Source organism: Ruminococcus sp. NATIVEDY161 (assembly GCF_045819895.1).
Lineage (GTDB): Bacteria > Bacillota > Clostridia > Oscillospirales > Acutalibacteraceae > Ruminococcoides.
In genome coordinates, this window is sequence record NZ_CP162392.1 from 1,723,258 (window position 1) to 1,740,728 (window position 17,471).

15 protein-coding genes and 1 rRNA gene are annotated in these 17,471 nt (G+C 47.5%); 8 read left to right on the top strand and 8 right to left on the bottom strand.

From position 1 onward, the window contains the following. The first annotated feature begins 62 nt into the window (after window positions 1-62). The 3 genes from AB1I50_RS08215 to AB1I50_RS08225 all read left to right on the top strand — a co-directional run bounded on the left by AB1I50_RS08215 (window position 63) and on the right by AB1I50_RS08225 (window position 2,450). Window positions 63-593: a glycosyl-4,4'-diaponeurosporenoate acyltransferase CrtO family protein gene (locus tag AB1I50_RS08215; protein ID WP_407723562.1), complete on the top strand. Its 531-nt coding sequence runs from the start codon at window positions 63-65 to the stop codon at window positions 591-593. Window positions 594-597: 4 nt separating this feature from the next. Beyond that, window positions 598-1,197 (top strand): hypothetical protein, encoded by a 600-nt coding sequence (locus tag AB1I50_RS08220; RefSeq protein ID WP_407723563.1) that lies wholly within the window; start codon window positions 598-600, stop codon window positions 1,195-1,197. A gap of 560 nt (window positions 1,198-1,757) precedes the next feature. Then, complete coding sequence (locus AB1I50_RS08225; RefSeq protein ID WP_407723564.1) at window positions 1,758-2,450, top strand: SHOCT domain-containing protein; 693 nt, start codon at window positions 1,758-1,760, stop codon at window positions 2,448-2,450. Window positions 2,451-2,586: 136 nt separating this feature from the next. Here the strand turns inward: AB1I50_RS08225 and bcp are convergent, their stop codons facing one another. After that, window positions 2,587-3,042, bottom strand: coding sequence for a thioredoxin-dependent thiol peroxidase (gene bcp, locus AB1I50_RS08230; protein ID WP_407723565.1), 456 nt, complete (start codon window positions 3,040-3,042; stop codon window positions 2,587-2,589). 374 nt (window positions 3,043-3,416) lie between these two features. On the opposite strand from bcp, the gene AB1I50_RS08235 reads away from it, so the two are divergent. Then, the gene (locus AB1I50_RS08235) at window positions 3,417-4,832 is read left to right on the top strand and encodes an IS30 family transposase (RefSeq protein WP_407723566.1); all 1,416 of its coding nucleotides are present in this window, start codon (window positions 3,417-3,419) and stop codon (window positions 4,830-4,832) included. Between the two features lie 724 nt (window positions 4,833-5,556). On the opposite strand, the gene mgtE is transcribed toward AB1I50_RS08235, so the two are convergent. Then, complete coding sequence (gene mgtE, locus AB1I50_RS08240; protein WP_407723567.1) at window positions 5,557-6,927, bottom strand: magnesium transporter; 1,371 nt, start codon at window positions 6,925-6,927, stop codon at window positions 5,557-5,559. Between the two features lie 371 nt (window positions 6,928-7,298). Here mgtE and AB1I50_RS08245 point away from each other — a divergent pair, with 371 nt between their 5' ends. After that, complete coding sequence (locus AB1I50_RS08245) at window positions 7,299-7,961, top strand: hypothetical protein (protein ID WP_407723568.1); 663 nt, start codon at window positions 7,299-7,301, stop codon at window positions 7,959-7,961. Window positions 7,962-8,047: 86 nt separating this feature from the next. Here the strand turns inward: AB1I50_RS08245 and AB1I50_RS08250 are convergent, their stop codons facing one another. The 6 genes from AB1I50_RS08250 to AB1I50_RS08275 form a co-directional block, all read right to left on the bottom strand. Beyond that, window positions 8,048-9,664, bottom strand: a complete 1,617-nt coding sequence (locus tag AB1I50_RS08250; protein ID WP_407723569.1) for a right-handed parallel beta-helix repeat-containing protein — start codon at window positions 9,662-9,664, stop codon at window positions 8,048-8,050. 267 nt (window positions 9,665-9,931) lie between these two features. After that, window positions 9,932-10,180 carry a hypothetical protein gene (locus AB1I50_RS08255; RefSeq protein WP_407723570.1) on the bottom strand — a complete coding sequence of 83 codons (249 nt, stop codon included), beginning with the start codon at window positions 10,178-10,180 and terminating at the stop codon, window positions 9,932-9,934. A 58-nt stretch (window positions 10,181-10,238) separates the two neighbouring features. Further along, on the bottom strand, window positions 10,239-11,300 hold the full coding sequence (locus tag AB1I50_RS08260) for an FkbM family methyltransferase (RefSeq protein ID WP_407723571.1): 1,062 nt from the start codon (window positions 11,298-11,300) through the stop codon (window positions 10,239-10,241). A 53-nt stretch (window positions 11,301-11,353) separates the two neighbouring features. Continuing rightward, window positions 11,354-11,470 (bottom strand): 5S ribosomal RNA (gene rrf / locus AB1I50_RS08265). A 235-nt stretch (window positions 11,471-11,705) separates the two neighbouring features. After that, entirely contained in the window at window positions 11,706-12,911 is a 1,206-nt protein-coding gene (locus AB1I50_RS08270; RefSeq protein WP_407723572.1) for a DegT/DnrJ/EryC1/StrS family aminotransferase, read from the bottom strand. Between the two features lie 202 nt (window positions 12,912-13,113). Then, window positions 13,114-13,377, bottom strand: coding sequence for a sporulation transcriptional regulator SpoIIID (locus AB1I50_RS08275; protein ID WP_407723573.1), 264 nt, complete (start codon window positions 13,375-13,377; stop codon window positions 13,114-13,116). A 139-nt stretch (window positions 13,378-13,516) separates the two neighbouring features. Between AB1I50_RS08275 and metF the strand changes: the two genes are divergently transcribed. The 3 genes from metF to AB1I50_RS08290 are packed head-to-tail and all read left to right on the top strand — an operon-like array spanning window position 13,517 to window position 17,401. Next, window positions 13,517-14,380 carry a methylenetetrahydrofolate reductase [NAD(P)H] gene (gene metF / locus AB1I50_RS08280; RefSeq protein WP_407723574.1) on the top strand — a complete coding sequence of 288 codons (864 nt, stop codon included), beginning with the start codon at window positions 13,517-13,519 and terminating at the stop codon, window positions 14,378-14,380. Further along, window positions 14,377-15,021 (top strand): methionine synthase, encoded by a 645-nt coding sequence (locus AB1I50_RS08285; protein WP_407723575.1) that lies wholly within the window; start codon window positions 14,377-14,379, stop codon window positions 15,019-15,021. The genes metF and AB1I50_RS08285 overlap by 4 nt, the downstream gene beginning before the upstream one ends. Beyond that, entirely contained in the window at window positions 15,011-17,401 is a 2,391-nt protein-coding gene (locus AB1I50_RS08290) for a homocysteine S-methyltransferase family protein (RefSeq protein WP_407723576.1), read from the top strand. The genes AB1I50_RS08285 and AB1I50_RS08290 overlap by 11 nt, the downstream gene beginning before the upstream one ends. Window positions 17,402-17,471: the final 70 nt, after the last annotated feature.

The window sequence follows — 17,471 nt, forward strand, 5'->3', positions numbered from 1 at the left end:
CTGGACTTTTCGGCGCTGATGTAGTATGATGGAGTCAGCAATTTTAAGGAATTCACTGCAATATGAAAAGAACTATGTACATTATTACCGCAGGCTCGGTCGCCTTGACTGTTGTATTTGCCGTACTTTTCGCAAATACGCGTACAGACGCGTTTTACTCGCTCGCGGTTACCTTCGGCACTGTCGCGTACCACTTTTTGATGAGGCTCGGCGTGGGCTTTGCCTTTGACATTACAATGAAAAACCGCGCGGATTACAACAGCGCTTGGTTCAAATGCCGTCCGTGGGAGAAAAAGCTGTACAAATTTCTCGGTGTTAAGAACCGGAAGCACAGGCTTCCGACCTTTGAGCCGAATGTTTTTAATCCAAAGCTTCACACCTGGGACGAAATCGCTCAGGCTATGTGCCAAGCGGAGCTTGTGCACGAGACGATTGTAATTTTGAGCTTTGTGCCCGTGGCGTTTTCGGCGGTATTCGGCGCGTTTTGGGTGTTTTTAATCACGTCACTCTGCGCCGCGGCGTTTGATTTGATGTTCGTCATCATTCAGCGGTACAACCGCCCGAGGATAATCAGGCTGATAAAGCATAGGTGAGCTTATGAAAAAGGAACTTCCGCATTTTAATATCGGCGCGTCCTACGGCGGAAATCAGGATTGGTTTCCGACCTTTATGATGCGAATCGGCGGCTGCGGCGCTGAGACCGCCTGCGACAGCAGTATGTATTTTGCGCTTCACCGCGGACTTTCAAAAATCGCGCCGGAAAATTACAGAGCTCTCGGCAGGGATGAATATGTTGACTTCGCGTATGTGATGAAGCCCTACCTCTCTCCGCGGATGACGGGCATTGACAGGCTCGATATTTTCGTTGACGGCTATTCACAGTATCTGCGCGACAGGGGAGAGGACAGTCTGAGTATGACCGAGTTTTCGGGTGACGAGCCGTATGACAGCGCAAAAAGCGCCGTAATCAGGCAGATTGACGGCGAATATCCAATCCCCACGCTGATACTTAACCACCGCGACAAGCGGTATGAGGACTACGTATGGCACTGGTTTTTAATCAACGGCTACAACGATACAAACGGCTTTTACGTCAAGGCGGTCACCTACAGCGGCTATGAGTGGCTCAGCCTTAAAGACCTCTGGAACACAGGCTATCCGCGCCGCGGCGGCTTTGTGCTTTTTAATATTGATTAATGTATACTAATATATATGCAGGTATTTATTCAGGTTCGGCTTCGCGCTGAGCCTGTTTTTGTTTAGGATTTAATGTTTATAGTTTAATGTTTAGAGTTTAATATATTGTGAGTAAACGTTTAAAGCCTCCCCCATCGCGTAAGCTATGGGAAATTCCCCTGTTAGGGGAAATGGGCGAAGCCCAAAAGGTGATTCCCCTCGTAGGGGAAATGGGCGAAGCCCAAAAGGGTTGCCGACGTGCTAAGGTTGCCGTTTTCGCCAGAAAAAGGTGCCGCCCTAAGGCGGCGGAGGGGGCGGCGTTTCCTTTATCGCCACGTTATAAACCAAACGCATATATATAATTAACACTGTAGGGGCGCACCTGCGTGTGCGCCCGCTGATAGGAAGTAAATCTTTTCTTAAAACAAATTGGTATGATAGGACAGCGCAGTTTATGCGGGCGTGCAATGCACGCCCCTACAACTAAACTTATAAGTTTATTGTTGTAATTTTTCAAAGTTTAAGATATAATAATAAAAACGAATTTGCTGTTAGTTTACAAAAATAAAAGGAGGAAAGAGATGGAGAATTATGTATTACAGGAGAATGAAGTTATTTTATTCAAAGAAGAAAATGTTACTTGCACATTAATACCAAAAGGGAAAACGGCGGTTATTCTTACCAATTATTACTTGGTTTATATTTATAAAACAAAAATTGGTTTTAGAAAATATGAAACAAATATTGAAAAAACCCCCATAGATTCACTGAAAATTTACAATGAAAAACCACAAGTTAAGCAACATATTGATGAAGTTGAATTGTACTTTGTTGACAGCGTACATAAAATAACTTTTGAATCTTTTTTTGCAGCAAAAAAGTTTGTTAAACAAATTAACGAACTTGTCAGTGGGAAAACTTCTGTCAGGCGCGGAGCTGATAAAGTAAAAAGCGGAATAGGTTTGGTAGATGAAACGCTTGGTTTAAATACCGTTGATACGGTAAAAGGTGTTTTGCAAAACGGAGTTGTAGGGACGGTTCTTGGTGGAATAGGTCAAAAACGTTCAAAATCAAAGAAGGTTCAAATGGCAGAAGATGTCATTGGTATAATTGCAAATAACCAGACAGAAAATGATATGCCAGAACAGGACAAGTCCTTATTAACTTTTGATGAGCAAATTCAAGCAGTAACCAAATTAAAAGAATTGCTCGACCAAGGAATATTGACACAAGAAGAATTTGATACAAAAAAGAAAGAAATTATGGGCTTATAAAGCCTTTTAACTAAAACAAAACTCTTACCCAAGATTTTATTTGGGTAAGAGTTTATTATTTTAAAAGCACATATTTGTTTTCAGCCGGGCACGTCCGTCTCGACCTTCATTTGCTTTGCAGGGGCGATTATTATCCTCAACTCAGCTCACCGAGCATCTGCGCAGGGTTGTCCGCTGCCTTGACCTTACCGAACGCCTTGACGATTACGCCGTCCTCGTCAATCAGGTAGGTTGTGCGCACAACGCCCATGCTAACCTTGCCGTAGAGCTTCTTTTCCTTCCACACGTCGTACGCCTGAATAACGGTCTTTTCGACGTCCGAAAGCAGTGTGAACGGCAGTCCGTACTTTTCCTCAAATTTTTTGTGCGAAGCCACGCTGTCCTTGCTCACGCCCAGCACCACCGCGCCCTTTTCGCGGAACTGCGGATACAGCTCTCCGAACGCGCAAGCCTGCTTTGTACAGCCTGAGGTCATATCCTTCGGGTAAAAGTATAAAATTACCTTCTGTCCTCTGTAGTCCGAGAGTGATTTTTCCTCTCCGTTTTGGTCGGGCAGGGTAAAGTCGGGAGCTTTTGTTCCGTTTTCGAGCATATTAAATACCTCCGAATTTTTATTGTATATCTTAATTGTATTGATATTTTTGCGGCTGTCAACCGTTTTTTCGGCAGAAAATTCGAAAATTTCATCAAACAAATGTTTTGGATTTGCGGAGCATAGGGAGTTTTATTGGACAGTCAATCGTTTATAATTAAAGTATGAGGGCCCTAAATTGACAAAGTGAAGTTAACGTTTTAAGGGAAAATTTGGAGAGTTAGCGAAAGCTCACCTTGACAAAAGTGCAGGGTATATATTTGGATATTTCCAGATTTTCGGAGCCTTTTAACGCAGTCACCGCCCTAAGGCGGCTTGACCTTGACGGGTTGGTGAGAAAAATGCTACACTCGTCATTTTGAAGGCGAAAACGTTTGGATATTTCCGAGTTTCCGTCGCCTTCAAAAACTTTTCAGCATTTTTCTCAGCGTTCAGTCAAGGTTGACGGTCGGTGTGGTAGAATGATTTCGGTTACTGCCTGCGGAAAGCAGGTAATTATGAGCAGAATCAATTTATCACAAAGAATCATTATTGAAAGTGGAATTTATCAACGACTTTCATTAACCGAAATTGCCCGTAGAATAGGCGTATCGAGAGCATCGGTTTCTAAAGAAATTCGGATGAACCGAACTCCTGCCAAAGGATCTAAGCCGCACGGAAATGACTGCCGGTTTGCCAACGAATGCGAGGAAAAGAATCTTTGCTGCAACTTTGACTGCAAACGCAAATGTGTTTGGTGCTTTGACTTTAATTGCAGAGAGCTTTGCAACAAGTACGACAACTCCCCCTGCTCTGTTCTCCAAAAGCCGCCGTATGTTTGCAATGTTTGTTCCCGCCGCAGGAATTGCAAATGCGACCGGTTTTACTACATGGCGAACCAAGCCGACGCGATGTCCAAAAAGCGTTATTCCAAGGCGCGAAAGAAAACCCACGCAGACGAGGATGAGCTGAAACGCATTGACTCAATTGTTTCCCCACTGATTCGCAAAGGACAGCCGATTTCGCATATCTATGCGGAACACGGCGATGAAATCGGCGTTTCACCGCGCACCTTGTACCGTTACATTGACATGGGTTGTTTGAAGGTCAACAACTTTGATTTGCGCAGGAAGGTTTCTTACAAGCAGAGAAAAAAGAAGCGTGAAGAATCTGAGGCGTTTCAAAACCAGAAGTTCAGACAGACGCGAACCTACCTTGATTTTGTGAAATATATGGAGAAGCACCCTGATATCAACGTTGTTGAGATGGACACGGTCAAAGGATGCCGGGAACAGGGAAAACGGATGCTGACGCTGCTGTTTCGCAAGACGAATCTGATGCTGATTATGCTGATGAGGGACGGCAAGGCGGCAACGGTTGTGGAACAGTTTGACTACCTGACAAGCCTTGTCGGGGTGGAAAATTTTCGCAAAATTTTCCCGGTTATCCTGACTGACAACGGCAGTGAGTTCAAGTACACACAGGAGCTTGAAAAGACGGATCAGGGCGTTCAGAGGACACGTTTGTTTTACTGTGATCCGCAGGCGTCTTGGCAAAAGGCTCAGCTTGAAAAGAACCACGAATATATACGCTATGTTCTGCGTAAAGGCAAAAGCTTCAACCCTTACACACAGGACGATATGGTGCTTTTGATGAACCATATTAACAGCACCAGACGGGAAAAGCTCGGGGGCAAATCTCCATTTGAAGCGGAAGATCGAAAGGAAGTAAAGCTTCTTCTGAAAATGCTGGGGTTACACGCGATTCCCTCCGATGAGGTCAATCTCAATCCCACATTATTAACAAAGTAAATTAACGATTTTGCGGGCAGTGACCGGCTATATTGCTTGAAAAGGCAGGTCGGTTTCACTTTGACAAAATCGAGAGGCGGTCTGTCAGCTTTGCTATGCACTGATGATTGCCACATTAAGTAAAACCAGCTTCGTTTCCGCGTTTTGAACGTCGAAACAGGCTCAAATTTCAATCAGCTTGGACGAAATTGACCGCTAACGTGTTTTTACCTTAGCTTCACTTTTTCATTCAAGCAAAGTATGAGGGCCTAAATTGACAAAGTGAACCCCAAATTCGGAAGGTAAAAGTGAGGAAGGTATTATGTTTAATCTGATTTTCAATTTTTGTGTATTCGTGTTTATCTTTTACGCCGTGGGCAATTCCGCGAGGGTGATTTTGTTAGGCTCAAAGCGCAAAAAGCGCGCGTATTCGCACGGCAGAGCCGTCCGTCGCAGAAAGGCGAAGGTTATTAAGCTGAACGCCCGCACAACAAAAAGACCGCTGAGGAAAAAACCTCAGCGGTTACTTGTTTTAAATCGTTTTAAAGCCTCCCCTAACGCTTTAGCTTTAGGGGAGGTGTCAGCTATGCTGACGGAGGGGGTTTCGTTTCCGATAGCGCGAGTTGTGTTTGTTATGTAAAAATAATATAATCACCAACGCCAACCCCTCAGTCGCTTACGCGACAGCTCCCCTAAAGTGCTTTCGCACGTCAGGGGAGCCTTTAAATAACAATGCTTTAAATTTTTACAGCTGCAAAACCATACTTGCTACGCCGAAGTAAATCAGCAGCGAGAGCGAGTCGCAGACCGTGGTAATCAGCGGATTTGCCATAACCGCAGGGTCAAGTCCGATTTTGCTCGACAAAAGCGGAAGGCTGGCGCCGACAAGCTTTGCCATAATAATCGTGCCGACGAGCGTTAGCGACACCACAAGCGCGATGAACAGAGCGTTGTCGTGACCTCGCAAATCAAAAATCATCAGCTTTACAAAGTTCGCGACCGCAAGCGTCAGTCCGCAGAAAAACGCCACCCTTAGCTCCTTCCAGAGCACGACGAACATACTTTTAAATTCAATCTCTCCGAGCGACAGCGCGCGGATAACCGAAACCGAAGCCTGCGAGCCTGCGTTACCGCCCGAGCCCGTAATCATCGGGATAAAGCTCGACAGAATAATCACGCTCGCAAGCATTCCGTCAAAGCTCGAAATAATCGTACTTGTAAAGGTTGCCGAGAGCATAAGGATAAGCAGCCACGGCACACGCTTTTTGTAAATTCCCCAAACGCTGGTTTTCATATACGGCTTGTCGGAGGGAAGTACCGCAGCCATTTTTTCAAAGTCCTCGGTAGCCTCCTCGCGGATAACGTCGATAGCGTCGTCAATGGTAACGATTCCGACGAGCCTTTGCTCGTTATCGACAACGGGCAGCGCCAAAAAGTCGTAGTTTGAGAAAAGCTGGGCAACCTGCTCCTGGTCGTCGAGGGTATGAACGGAAATTACGTTTTCCTCCATCATATCCTTAACGGTGTCGTCGTCCTCGGCCAACAGCAAATCCTTGACCGTGGTGATACCGATAAGCCTGTTGTTTTCATCGGTCACGTAGCAGGTGTAAATTGTCTCCTTGTCAACACCGGTTCGCCTGATTCGCTTAATCGCCATTTCGGCGGTCATATCAGGGCGGAGCACAATAAACTCGGTCGTCATAATCGAGCCTGCGCTGTCCTCGGGATATTTGAGAAGCTCGTTAATCTCGCGTCTCATATCCTTGTCAGCCTGCCGCAAAATTCGCTTTACGACGTTTGCCGGCATTTCCTCGATAATATCAACCGCGTCGTCGACAAACAGCTCGTTTACAATCTCTTTAAGCTCGCTGTCGCTGAAGCCGTGGATAAGGAACTCCTGAGTGTCCTCGTCCATCTCTACAAAGGTTTCCGCCGCAAGCTCCTTTGGTAAAATTCTGAAGAGAATCGGGGTTTTTTCGTCCTGAAGCTCCTCAAAAACAGCCGCAATATCGTACGGCTTCATTGTTACAAGAATGTCCCGAAGAGTGTTGAATTTTTTCTCCTCGAGCAGCTTCTTGATGGTCTCCGTAATGGTTACGTTAACCTGAATCATCATCTCTCCTCCTTTTGCATTTTTTGCATCGTGGAAAGAGACGTGTTCAAAAGGCGCAGTCCGTAAACTCAAAACCACGCAATTTTCAAGCGTTTTGCGGTTTATAATTGCAGGGTTTTAAATTTAAGCGACACAACGAACGCAGAACTGCCGTCCGCTGCAACTTCGCCCGGGAACAACGCCTAAACTTCCGTCTGCGTCCATTAATGTTTCACCCCTCAATAAAAAATTGCCGAAAAATTTAACGGCTACCCTTATATTTTATCCCTTTTGCGCTATAATGTCAACAATGATTTTATGTTCTTGATTTTTTTTAAATATATAGTATAATTTAATATAACACCGTATTAAAACGGATAAAAGGAGCTGTTATTATGACCGCTATGATAAAAAAATATCTTCCGTACGCTATCATAATTTTCGCGGTATTTTTGCTTGTACCGCTGATTTTTATAAGCGAACCGATGCAGAAGTTTTCGGCTGTAGGCTACTACTTCATCCTGCTGATGACACAGGTGGTATGCTCGGCTGTCTACTGCGCAAAGCACGGACTTGACTTTTTGTTTACGCTGATCGCGCCGATTGCGTTTTTGTTCACAATGATGATTTACGCAGGCGGCTTTTCGAACCCGACAAATATTATTTTGCTTGTGGTTTACCTGATTGCAGGAATTTTCGGACTGTTTTTGGGCGACCTCGCCTTTGGTGACGCCAGAAGAAAGCAGGAGAAAAAGGAAAAGCAGGCTGCCGAGGAGCTTTTGCTCCAGGCAAAGCGCCGTGACGAGCGCGAAAAGCAGAGAATGGCTGAGGAAAGCGAGCGTCCGCGCCGCAGAGAGCAAGCCTCCCGTGCGCAGCGTTCATCACACGGCTCGCGCAGCGCTCACGCGGCGCGCACTGCCGACAGAGCTCCCCGCGCTTCCGAAAAGCGCGCTTCGTCGCCGAGGGATATTGACGATGATTTTGATTACGACAAGTATATGTCGGACATCGACAGAATGCTCGACGAAACCGACAGAGGCAACACGGATTTAGACTGATAAGATTAAAATATATAAAAAACAAACCGGACAACCTGTGAGCTGTCCGGTTTTGTATTGCTTTGTTTTGGTAAAGCTTTCTTTAATTACTGAATGTAGAGGGTGTAGTTGTGGAGTGTTCCTCTCTCAAGGCGTCTGCCGTTGTCGCCGTGGAAAGCGTTCTCGTGGAACTTTTCTTCAAGGCTTACAACCGCGCGCTCGCCGCTCTCGGAGGAGTTTACGTAAACGCAGGACTGGTCGGTAAAGAAATTCCTTGTTGTATAGAGAACAGCCTTTTTTTCGTAATTCTTTACAAGGTAGAAGTTGCCGTTTGCGTTGTCCTTAACAATGATATCACGGTTGAGATATACGTCCGCTGCTCTGGCAAAGCCCGCGTCGCAGTAAACGCCGCCGCCTATAGACGCTTTGTTGTCGGTGATTTTCATAGCGTCAAAATAGTGGTCTGATTTTGTCAGTGCGCCGAGGTAGATTGCGCCGCCTCTGTAGTTTGCCTCGTTGGCGGTAAGGGTAAGTGCAATCGCTTCAAGCTTGCTGTGCTCGCCTACATAGATTCCGCCGCCGCTGCCGTTTGCGGTATTACGATAGAAGGTTGAATAAGTGATTTTCTGGTCGGTATCCTCGGGTACATAAATCGCGCCGCCGCTAATGTCGGAATGGTTGTCGTTAAAGATGTTGCCGATGATTTCGTTTGACGCGGACAGATACAGAGCGCCGCCGCGACCCACGGCAGAGTTGCCCTGGAAGGTGCAGTTTTTGATAGCCTGAACGCTGTGTCCGTAGTAAACCGCTCCGCCGTTGCTGTCGGACATGTTGTACTTAAACAGGCAGCCTGTGATGGGTGTGCTTGTGTATACAGCGCCGCCCTCCTTGGTTGAGCGGTTGTCGATGAATTTATTGTTCCTGATATCTGAGCCGTAAACCTGGCCGGGCATATAGATTGCGCCGCCGCGTTCTCCTTTGTTTTCTTCAAATAAGCAGTTGGTGATGATAGCCTTTACTCCCTGAGCTACTTTAACAGCCGAGTCGGTTGCGTCTCTTATTGTAAGCTTGTTGAGGTAGACGGTACCGTTTGCTTTTACTGCCGAGCAGTCGCCTGAGAAAAAGCCGTTGCTTACGTGGAGTACGCCGCCGTTGTCTACGGTGAAGGTGTCGCCTTTTGAATACATTGAAAAGCCGTTGATGTCGATGTCGATGTCGCAGCCTGCGGGAACTGTCTTACCTGTCAGTTTGTTTTGTTCCGAGTGAAGCTTGATGAAAGCGTTTTTTGCCTTGACCGCCTGTTCAAACGCCTCGTCGAAGGTGTCATAATCCTTTTCTCCGCCATCGGTCTTAACGGTGGTCTTGCCCTTGTGGTCGATGGGATCCGGCTTGGGCTCGTTCATCTTGCGTTCCATTCTGTCGTAGATTTTCTGGTAAATCGCCATAGCCTCTTTGCCGTCCTTGGCTTTTTTAAGCTCCTCAAAATCCTTTTTTTTCTGCTCTTCATCGCTGAGCTGCACGGTTGCTGCGGTTTTTCCTGTTTCAGCCGCGGAAACTGAGGTTGCCGCGAAAGCTGTCAGCGAAACTGTTGAAATAACTGCGAGGACCGCAGCGATGATTCTTGTTTTTGTCTTGGTTGTCTTTTTGGTTGTCATTGTAATCTCTCCTTTGTTAATTGAATTAAATGCGTTGTTTTTGTTTGTAGTTGTGTTTGTGTTTTTCATTGCTTGATTCTCCTTTTTATTTATCTCAGGGAGCGTATCTCTCCTTGACTGTGACTAAAGTATACCAGACCGACTGTGACAAAACCCTGACAGAATTTTACGGTTTTTAAAGTTTTTTAGATTTTTTTTAAAAATGCTTTTTAAAGCAAAAAAACACCCCGAAGGACTGTTAATCCCTCGGGGTAAATACGGCTGAGTTTTCCTATATATATAGAAAGCGGTTTATTTAGTTGTATCAGCAATAGTATGTCAGTTCACCGAAAAAGTCTAACCATTTTGCGATAATTCTATAATCAAATGGGCGTTGTTTTCTATAATTGTTTGGTATTTTTTGATTTCTTCCTCAGAAAAACCCGAAATATCCTTCCACTCATAACCCGGCAGATAACAGCTCGCACAGTGAAAGCCGTCGTTTTCGTCGGGCTTTTCTATATATACCTTAACGGTGTTATCCTTTAGCAGCTCTGAATGGACAATCTCGGTTTCGTCGTCAAGCGTTATATATGGATACATCATATTAAGCACCACCTTTATATTAGTTTATCACATAAGGCGATTTAATTCAATGCTTTTGTTATATACAATATATATTAGTATCCCACGCGGGAATGTAGGGGTGGTGGCGGAGATAGATTTTGTATTCCGGGTTGAGCTCGTTGATTAACAGCGGAAGCTTGAAGATATCTTCAAAGCGGTGGTACGCTGAAAAATTAAGCTTCGGCTTAAAGCTTTTCAGCGTGTTTTTCATACCGAGCAGGGTGTGATAGTCCGCGCCCTCGACGTCGGCTTTAATATAGCCTGCCGCCGTTCCGCAGAGGATTGTATCGACCGCGGCGACCTGAGTTTGCACTCCGCTTTCGGCAATCGCGCTGTTGCGCCCTGCCTTGTTGTTGAAGGTCAGCACAGTGTTGCGGCTGTACGCGCCGAGCTGCCAGAGCTCGACGTTCTCCATATCAGCGCAGTGCGCCTTAAGCTTTTCAAAATTCTTGCCGTTCGGCTCAAAGGCGACAATCTTGCGGTAGCTGCCGTCCGTGAAGCTCAAAAACTCGTCGATTGTGTCGCCGTTGTACGCGCCGAGGTCAACGTAAACCTCGTTTTTGCCGAGCTTTAATATGTTATTAAAAGCCTCGCTTTTGTCCGTGGTGATTTCGTCGAGCAAATTGAGCTCGCCCGTGCGGTAAAAGGCAAGAACATTTTTGTAAACGCGCCTTGACTGCTCGTCCGCGAGCAGATTGTAAGCCTGCTCGATTTCGTCCGAAAAGCTGTCAATAAATTCACCGTCAAATAAAATATCTCCGAATACAGGCACGCTCGGCACAAGGGTTTTGTGCCTGTCCGCGACGTTTTTAATTGTCTGCATAACGTCGGGCAATTGGCTTGCAAAGCAGAGTGCCACGGTAAAATCGCTGTGTTCCGATTCGAGCTCGGAAAGCTTTTTTACCCTAAAGCCGTGAAAGCTCTGACCGCGGACAAATTCATCGCTTGCCATAACCGCCGAGGCGTTTATACTAAACTTTTCAAAGGCGGACAGTACCTTGTCAGCGCCGTCGCCCATTCCGTAGAGCACGACGGGCTTGCCGCTGCTTTTGAGCGACTGCCAAACGTCCGGCAGGGATTTTAAGTAATCTGTAATCATAAAAAACTCCGTAAAAAGAAAAACGCCCACCCTATTGGGTGGACACTTTTAAGTGTTGGCATCTCCCTATTTTCACACTCCGTCGCCAGAGCACTATTTTCGGCACCACTGAGCTTAACTTCTGTGTTCGGTATGGGAACAGGTGGACCCTCAGCGTCATCAACACCAACTCGTTCTCTCTGAGAACATTTGCTATTATACTACACGAAAACACTTTTGTCAACACTTTTTTTCAATTTATTTTTTTAACCGAAAAAGCTGTATTTTGGTGCTTTTATACCGCAAAAAGGCGTGAAAATTTGCGCGGTTGTATGAGGATCAGCCGTTCGCTTCTCCGATATAAAAAGCATTAAAAAAATAAATCAGGCGGTCTGCGTTTTTCCGCAAACCGCCGTGGATTTTTTATCAGTCAAGGCTTTTAATGCACTGCTTAAAGGTGTCGAGCACATACCTTGCGTCGTCGTCGCTCATTGTGGAGTTGAGCGGCAGGGTGAGCTCGTTTTTATACATATTATATGCGTTTGGGTAGTCGGTCATCTTAAAGCCGCGCTTGCTGTATGCCGAAAGCAGGGGAAGGGGCTTGTAGTGAACGTTACACATAACGCCGTTTTCCGCCATCATATTGTAGAACTTGTTGCGGTACTCGTCGTCCCTGCCGATAAAGCGTACAAAGTACAGGTGGCCGCTGCTGCGGTGATTTTCGTCGCAGTGGTTGAGCAGCTGAATGGGCAAATCCTTTAGCTCCTCGTTGTACATCCTGATAAGCTCGTGACGTCTGTCGAGGATTTTGTCGTATCTTGAAAGCTGCGCAACGCCCAGTGCCGCGAGCACGTCGGGCATATTACATTTGTACTGCGTGTCAACAACGTCGTATTCCCACGAGGCGACCTTGTTCTTTGCGTAGGCGTCCTTTGTCTGGCCGTGGAGCGAGAGGAGCATATACTTTTTGTACATCTCATCCTCGTCAATACCGTCATGGCTTCTGTGCATAGCGGCGCCGCCCTCGGCAGTGGTCATATTTTTAACGGCGTGGAAGCTTACATTCGTAAAGTCGGCAATCTCACCGCACATCTTTCCGCCGCGCATTGCGCCGAAAGAGTGAGCGCCGTCTGCCATAACAAAAACTCTGCCGAACTTTTCCTGAATTTCATTCTTCGGCTCAAATATGCTCTTTTTGCGCTCAACAGCCTCGTAAATTCTGTCGTAATCGCAGATAATGCCTGCCAAATCGACTGCCATAACCGCCTTGGTGTTGTGGTTGATGGCGGCTTCCATTTTGTCGTAATCCATCTCGAAGCTGCCGCTTTTGCAGTCAATCATAACGGGCTTTGCGCCTACATGGTAAATTATTGAGGCAGAGGCGGTGTAGGTGTACGCCGGAACAATAACCTCGTCGCCCGGTCCTACGCCCAAAATTCTCAGCGTAAGCTCCGCGCAGGAGGTCTGCGAAGAAAGGCAAACCGCGCGTTCAACGTGGCAGTACTTTGCAATTTGGCTCTCAAAAAGCTTAGTCTCGGGACCGGTTGTAATCCAGCCAGATTTGACTACCTTTACAACCTCATCAATTTCCGCCTGAGAGATGTCGGGCGGCGAAAACGGAATCTTCCTCATCTTAAAAACTCCTTAATCAAGGCGTGCACCGCGATTTTCGGCGCTGCCTTTTAACCGTTCCATAAATAATCAAATTTAAAAATTGCGTAAAACGCACTAAAACAGCCTAATTATACACCAACAAACCGCGATTGTAAAGAATTTGAAAAAAGTTTGGCGGATAAAACAACTTATTTATTTTTATAACGCCCTTATTAGGTTATTATTTAAGATTTTCACCGATAATCTCGTATTTATGCTTGGTCGCCAGCCCTCCGCGGATGTGCCGTTCGCTCTTGTTTTTGTCGAGTATTTCGCGCACACTGCGGTAAACGGCAGGATTTGCCGAGCGCAGGCGAAAGGTAACGTCCTTGTGCACGGTGCTCTTGCTTATTCCGTACTTTTTGGCGGCTTCCCTAACGGTTGAGCCGCTCTCGATTATGTATTCACCGAGCATTACCGCGCGGTCGTCAAGTGAAATTTCCACACAATTCCTCCAAATTATAAGCTGGTAAAATATATGCGTATCTGTCCGCGGATATACTTTAATGCATATGGTTTATTGAAATTGCGGAAAATCTGTGATATAATGCTTTATATAATTTATAAAGAAAGCGGTATGAACTATGAAAATCAGAGAGCTTTTTGAAAATTCAGACAGAACCATACTTTCCTTTGAGGTCTTTCCGCCCAAGAAAATCTCACCGATTGAGTCGGTATACGGCAAGCTCGAGGAAATTTGCGCGTTAAAGCCCGACTTTATCAGCGTTACCTACGGCGCAGGCGGTACGGGCGGTCACAGCAGAACCTGCGAAATTGCCTCGAAGATTAAAAATGGGCTCGGCGTTGAGTCGATGGCGCACCTGACCTGCGTTAACAGCACAAGGGCGATGATTGACGAAACCTTGCAGGATTTTAAGGAGCATAATATTGAAAATATCCTCGCTCTGCGCGGAGATTACGTCGACGGCGTTGAACCGCAAAAGGACTTTGCCCACGCGAGCGATTTGTGCGCGTACATCAAGTCGAAGGGCGACTTTGACGTTGCAGGCGCGTGCTATCCCGAGGTTCACCTCGACGCAAAGGACGAGGTAGAGGACGTGCTCAACCTCAAAAAGAAGGTCGATTCGGGCGCCGACCACCTGATTAGCCAGCTCTTTTTTGACAACGGCGCGTTCTACCGCTTTTTGGAGCGCACGAAAATCGCAGGAATAGACGTGCCTGTTGAGGCAGGAATTATGCCCGTCACCAATAAGAGCCAAATTGAGCGCATGGTGTCGATGTGCGGAGCGAGCCTGCCCGTAAAATTTACAAAGATTATGCAGAAGTACGAGAGCAAGCCCGAAGCCCTGCGCGACGCCGGAATTGCCTACGCGGTCGAGCAGATTGTCGATTTAATCGCGAACGGCGTTGACGGAATTCATCTGTACACGATGAACAACCCCTACATCGCGCGGAAAATCACCGAGGCGGTGTCGAGCCTGCTATGATTGAGCTGACAAGCCTTAACAGGAACGAAGCCAAGCGCTACCTCGGCGGAGCGAAAATTGAGCTTGACGAGCGGATGAGTGAGCTTTTCGACAGCTGTGAAAAGCAGGTTTTGTCTACCGCCAAGCTGAAGTTTTTATATAAAATTATAGACCTGCCGAACGAGAAATTAACGGCAGGAGAGGACATAAAAAGCCATTTAAACGGTTGTACCAAGGCGGTATTAATCTGCGCCACCTTAGGCGCGGAGGTTGACCGTATGATAAGGGTGAGCCAGATTTCGGATATGCCGCGCGCGGTGGTGCTCGACAGCTTTTCGAGCGTCGCGGTGGAGCAGCTCTGCCAAAGTGTAGACGCGCTTTTGGCTGAAAAATACCCCGAATACTACTTTACCTTTCGCTACAGTCCCGGCTACGGCGACTACCCGATTGAGCTTCAAAAGGAGTTTTTGAGCCTGCTCGACGCGCCGAGGAAAATCGGGCTGAGCGCGAATGAAAATTTTCTTTTAATCCCCTCAAAGTCGGTCACGGCGATTGCAGGGATGTCACACAACCCCATCGAGCGCAAAAAGCGCGGCTGTGCCGTGTGCGATATGCGCGACAGATGTAAATACAGAAGGAACGGAGAACACTGTGGATTTTAACACATTACTGAATACAAAAGAATTTATCATCCTCGACGGAGCAATGGGCACGCTTATACAAAAGAGCGGCGCGCAGTACGACCATTCTCCCGAGACCTTGAATATAACAAGAGCTGAGCTTATCACCTCGTTTCACAAGGAGTATATCGCGGCAGGCGCGGACGTTGTCTACGCCAACACCTTTGGCGCGAACGCCTATAAGCTCGAGGGCAGCGGATACTCCGTTGACGAGATTATAAAGGCAGGTGTAAATAACGCCAAGGCGGCGGCTCAGGGTACAAACGCCCTTGTCGCGCTCGATATCGGGCCAATCGGTATGCTGCTTGAGCCTGCGGGTTCTCTGAGCTTTGAGCAGGCTTATGAATATTTTAAGGAGCAGATTGTCGCAGGCAAGGACGCGGATTTGATTGTCTTTGAGACGATGACCGACCTCTATGAATTAAAGGCGGCGGTGCTCGCGGCTAAGGAAAATTCCGACAAGCCCGTAATCGCCACGATGACCTTTGAGCGCAGCGGAAGAACCTTTACAGGCGTTTCGCCTGCCTCGGCGGCGCTTACGCTGACAGGACTGGGCGTTTCGGCGCTCGGCGTCAACTGTTCTCTCGGTCCCGACGAGCTCGAGGGCGTGGTGTCGGAGATGAGCGAGTACACAAATTTGCCGCTTATTGTCAAGGCTAACGCAGGACTTCCCGACCCTAACAGCAACGAATATGATATTTTACCCGACAGGTTTGCGGAGTGCGTCTGCGGACTACTCAAATACGGCGTAAAAGTGGCGGGCGGCTGCTGCGGCACTACCCCCGAATATATAAAGGAAATTAAAAATTCGCTCGACGGCAAGACCTTCACCAAGGGTGCTGTTAAGCGCGACACCTCGGTTTGCAGCCCCAGCACCGCGGTTGAGATTAATATGCCGCGCATTATCGGAGAGCGCATTAACCCGACAGGCAAAAAGCTCTTTAAGCAGGCGCTTGTCAACAACGACATCGACTATATTCTGTCGCAGGCTTTAAGTCAGGTTAACGCAGGCGCGCAAATTCTCGACGTCAACGTCGGCCACCCTGAAATTGACGAAAAGCAGATGATGACGCGCGTTATCAAGGCTATTCAGGCGGTGTGCGACGCGCCGCTTCAGATAGATTCAACCAAGCCCGACGTGCTCGAGGCAGGTCTGCGCTGCTACAACGGCAAGCCGATTGTAAACTCCGTAAACGGCGAGGAAAAGAGCCTTAATTCCGTGCTTCCGCTCGTCAAAAAGTACGGCGCTTCGGTCATCGGACTAACGCTCGACGAGGGCGGAATCCCCAAGACCGCCGAGGGACGTTTTGAAATTGCAAAGCGGATCGTTGACCGCGCACAGCAAATCGGAATCGACAAAAAGGACGTTTACATCGACTGCCTTACACTGACGGTTTCCGCCGAGCAGGACGCCTGCGCCGAGACCTTGAAGGCGCTTCACAGGGTAAAAACCGAGCTCGGCTGCAAGACCTGTTTGGGAGTTTCAAACATCTCCTTCGGACTGCCGAACCGCGAGCTTGTCAACAGCACCTTCCTGACTATGGCTCTCGAGGAAGGGCTCGATTTGCCGATTATCAACCCCAACGCCGAGGCTATGACCGGCGCTGTCAGGGCGTATAGGGTGCTTTCGGGCGCTGATAAAAATTCCGTAGAGTTTATCGCGGAGTACAACGACGCCGCCGCTCCCAAGTCCAAGCAGAGTGACGACGGCAAGGCCGAGCCCGACATCTTTTCGGCTGTTTACAGCGGACTTAAAAACGAGGGCGCTTCGGCGACGGAAAAGCTCCTCGAAAATAACGACCCGATGAAAATTGTAAACGAAATGCTAATCCCTGCCCTCGACAAAGTCGGCGCGGATTTTGAGAAGAATAAAATCTTCCTGCCCCAGCTTATCCAGAGCGCGAACACCGCGCAGGTTTGCTTTGACGTAATCAAAAAGCACCTGAGCAAGAGCGGAGAGGAAAGTGTAAGCAAGGGCAAAATCATTATGGCGACGGTCAAGGGCGATATCCACGACATCGGCAAGAATATCGTCAAGGTTCTGCTCGACAACTACGGCTACACCGTGGTCGATTTGGGCAAGGACGTTGACCCTCAGCTGATTGTAGACACCGCCGTTAAGCAGAACATCACAATGGTCGGACTTTCGGCGCTGATGACCACCACGCTCAAGAGCATGGAGGACACGATAAAGCTTATCAGGAGCACAAAGGAGCTTCAAAATCCCGACGGCACAAGCAAGGTTACGGTCTTTGTCGGCGGAGCGGTGCTCACAAAGGACTACGCTATGAAAATCGGCGCGGACTACTATTGCCGCGACGCAAAGGAGAGTGTGGATACCGCGAAAATCGTCTTTGGCTGAGCAAAATTTCAACACCGAAACGGCACAAAATAACGCGCGAATGTCCAGTTTTTTCAGATTGACATTCGCG

What these genes read in the sequence shown, in the direction of transcription:
- AB1I50_RS08220 (WP_407723563.1), top strand. Translation starts at nt 598, where the DNA reads ATGAAAAAGGAACTTCCGCATTTTAATATCGGCGCGTCCTACGGCGGA.
- AB1I50_RS08260 (WP_407723571.1), bottom strand. Translation starts at nt 11,300, where the DNA reads ATGATTACAGATTACTTAAAATCCCTGCCGGACGTTTGGCAGTCGCTC.
- AB1I50_RS08285 (WP_407723575.1), top strand. Translation starts at nt 14,377, where the DNA reads ATGATTGAGCTGACAAGCCTTAACAGGAACGAAGCCAAGCGCTACCTC.
- AB1I50_RS08255 (WP_407723570.1), bottom strand. Translation starts at nt 10,180, where the DNA reads ATGATGTATCCATATATAACGCTTGACGACGAAACCGAGATTGTCCAT.
- bcp (WP_407723565.1), bottom strand. Translation starts at nt 3,042, where the DNA reads ATGCTCGAAAACGGAACAAAAGCTCCCGACTTTACCCTGCCCGACCAA.
- mgtE (WP_407723567.1), bottom strand. Translation starts at nt 6,927, where the DNA reads ATGATGATTCAGGTTAACGTAACCATTACGGAGACCATCAAGAAGCTG.
- AB1I50_RS08250 (WP_407723569.1), bottom strand. Translation starts at nt 9,664, where the DNA reads ATGAAAAACACAAACACAACTACAAACAAAAACAACGCATTTAATTCA.
- AB1I50_RS08215 (WP_407723562.1), top strand. Translation starts at nt 63, where the DNA reads ATGAAAAGAACTATGTACATTATTACCGCAGGCTCGGTCGCCTTGACT.
- metF (WP_407723574.1), top strand. Translation starts at nt 13,517, where the DNA reads ATGAAAATCAGAGAGCTTTTTGAAAATTCAGACAGAACCATACTTTCC.
- AB1I50_RS08270 (WP_407723572.1), bottom strand. Translation starts at nt 12,911, where the DNA reads ATGAGGAAGATTCCGTTTTCGCCGCCCGACATCTCTCAGGCGGAAATT.
- AB1I50_RS08245 (WP_407723568.1), top strand. Translation starts at nt 7,299, where the DNA reads ATGACCGCTATGATAAAAAAATATCTTCCGTACGCTATCATAATTTTC.
- AB1I50_RS08225 (WP_407723564.1), top strand. Translation starts at nt 1,758, where the DNA reads ATGGAGAATTATGTATTACAGGAGAATGAAGTTATTTTATTCAAAGAA.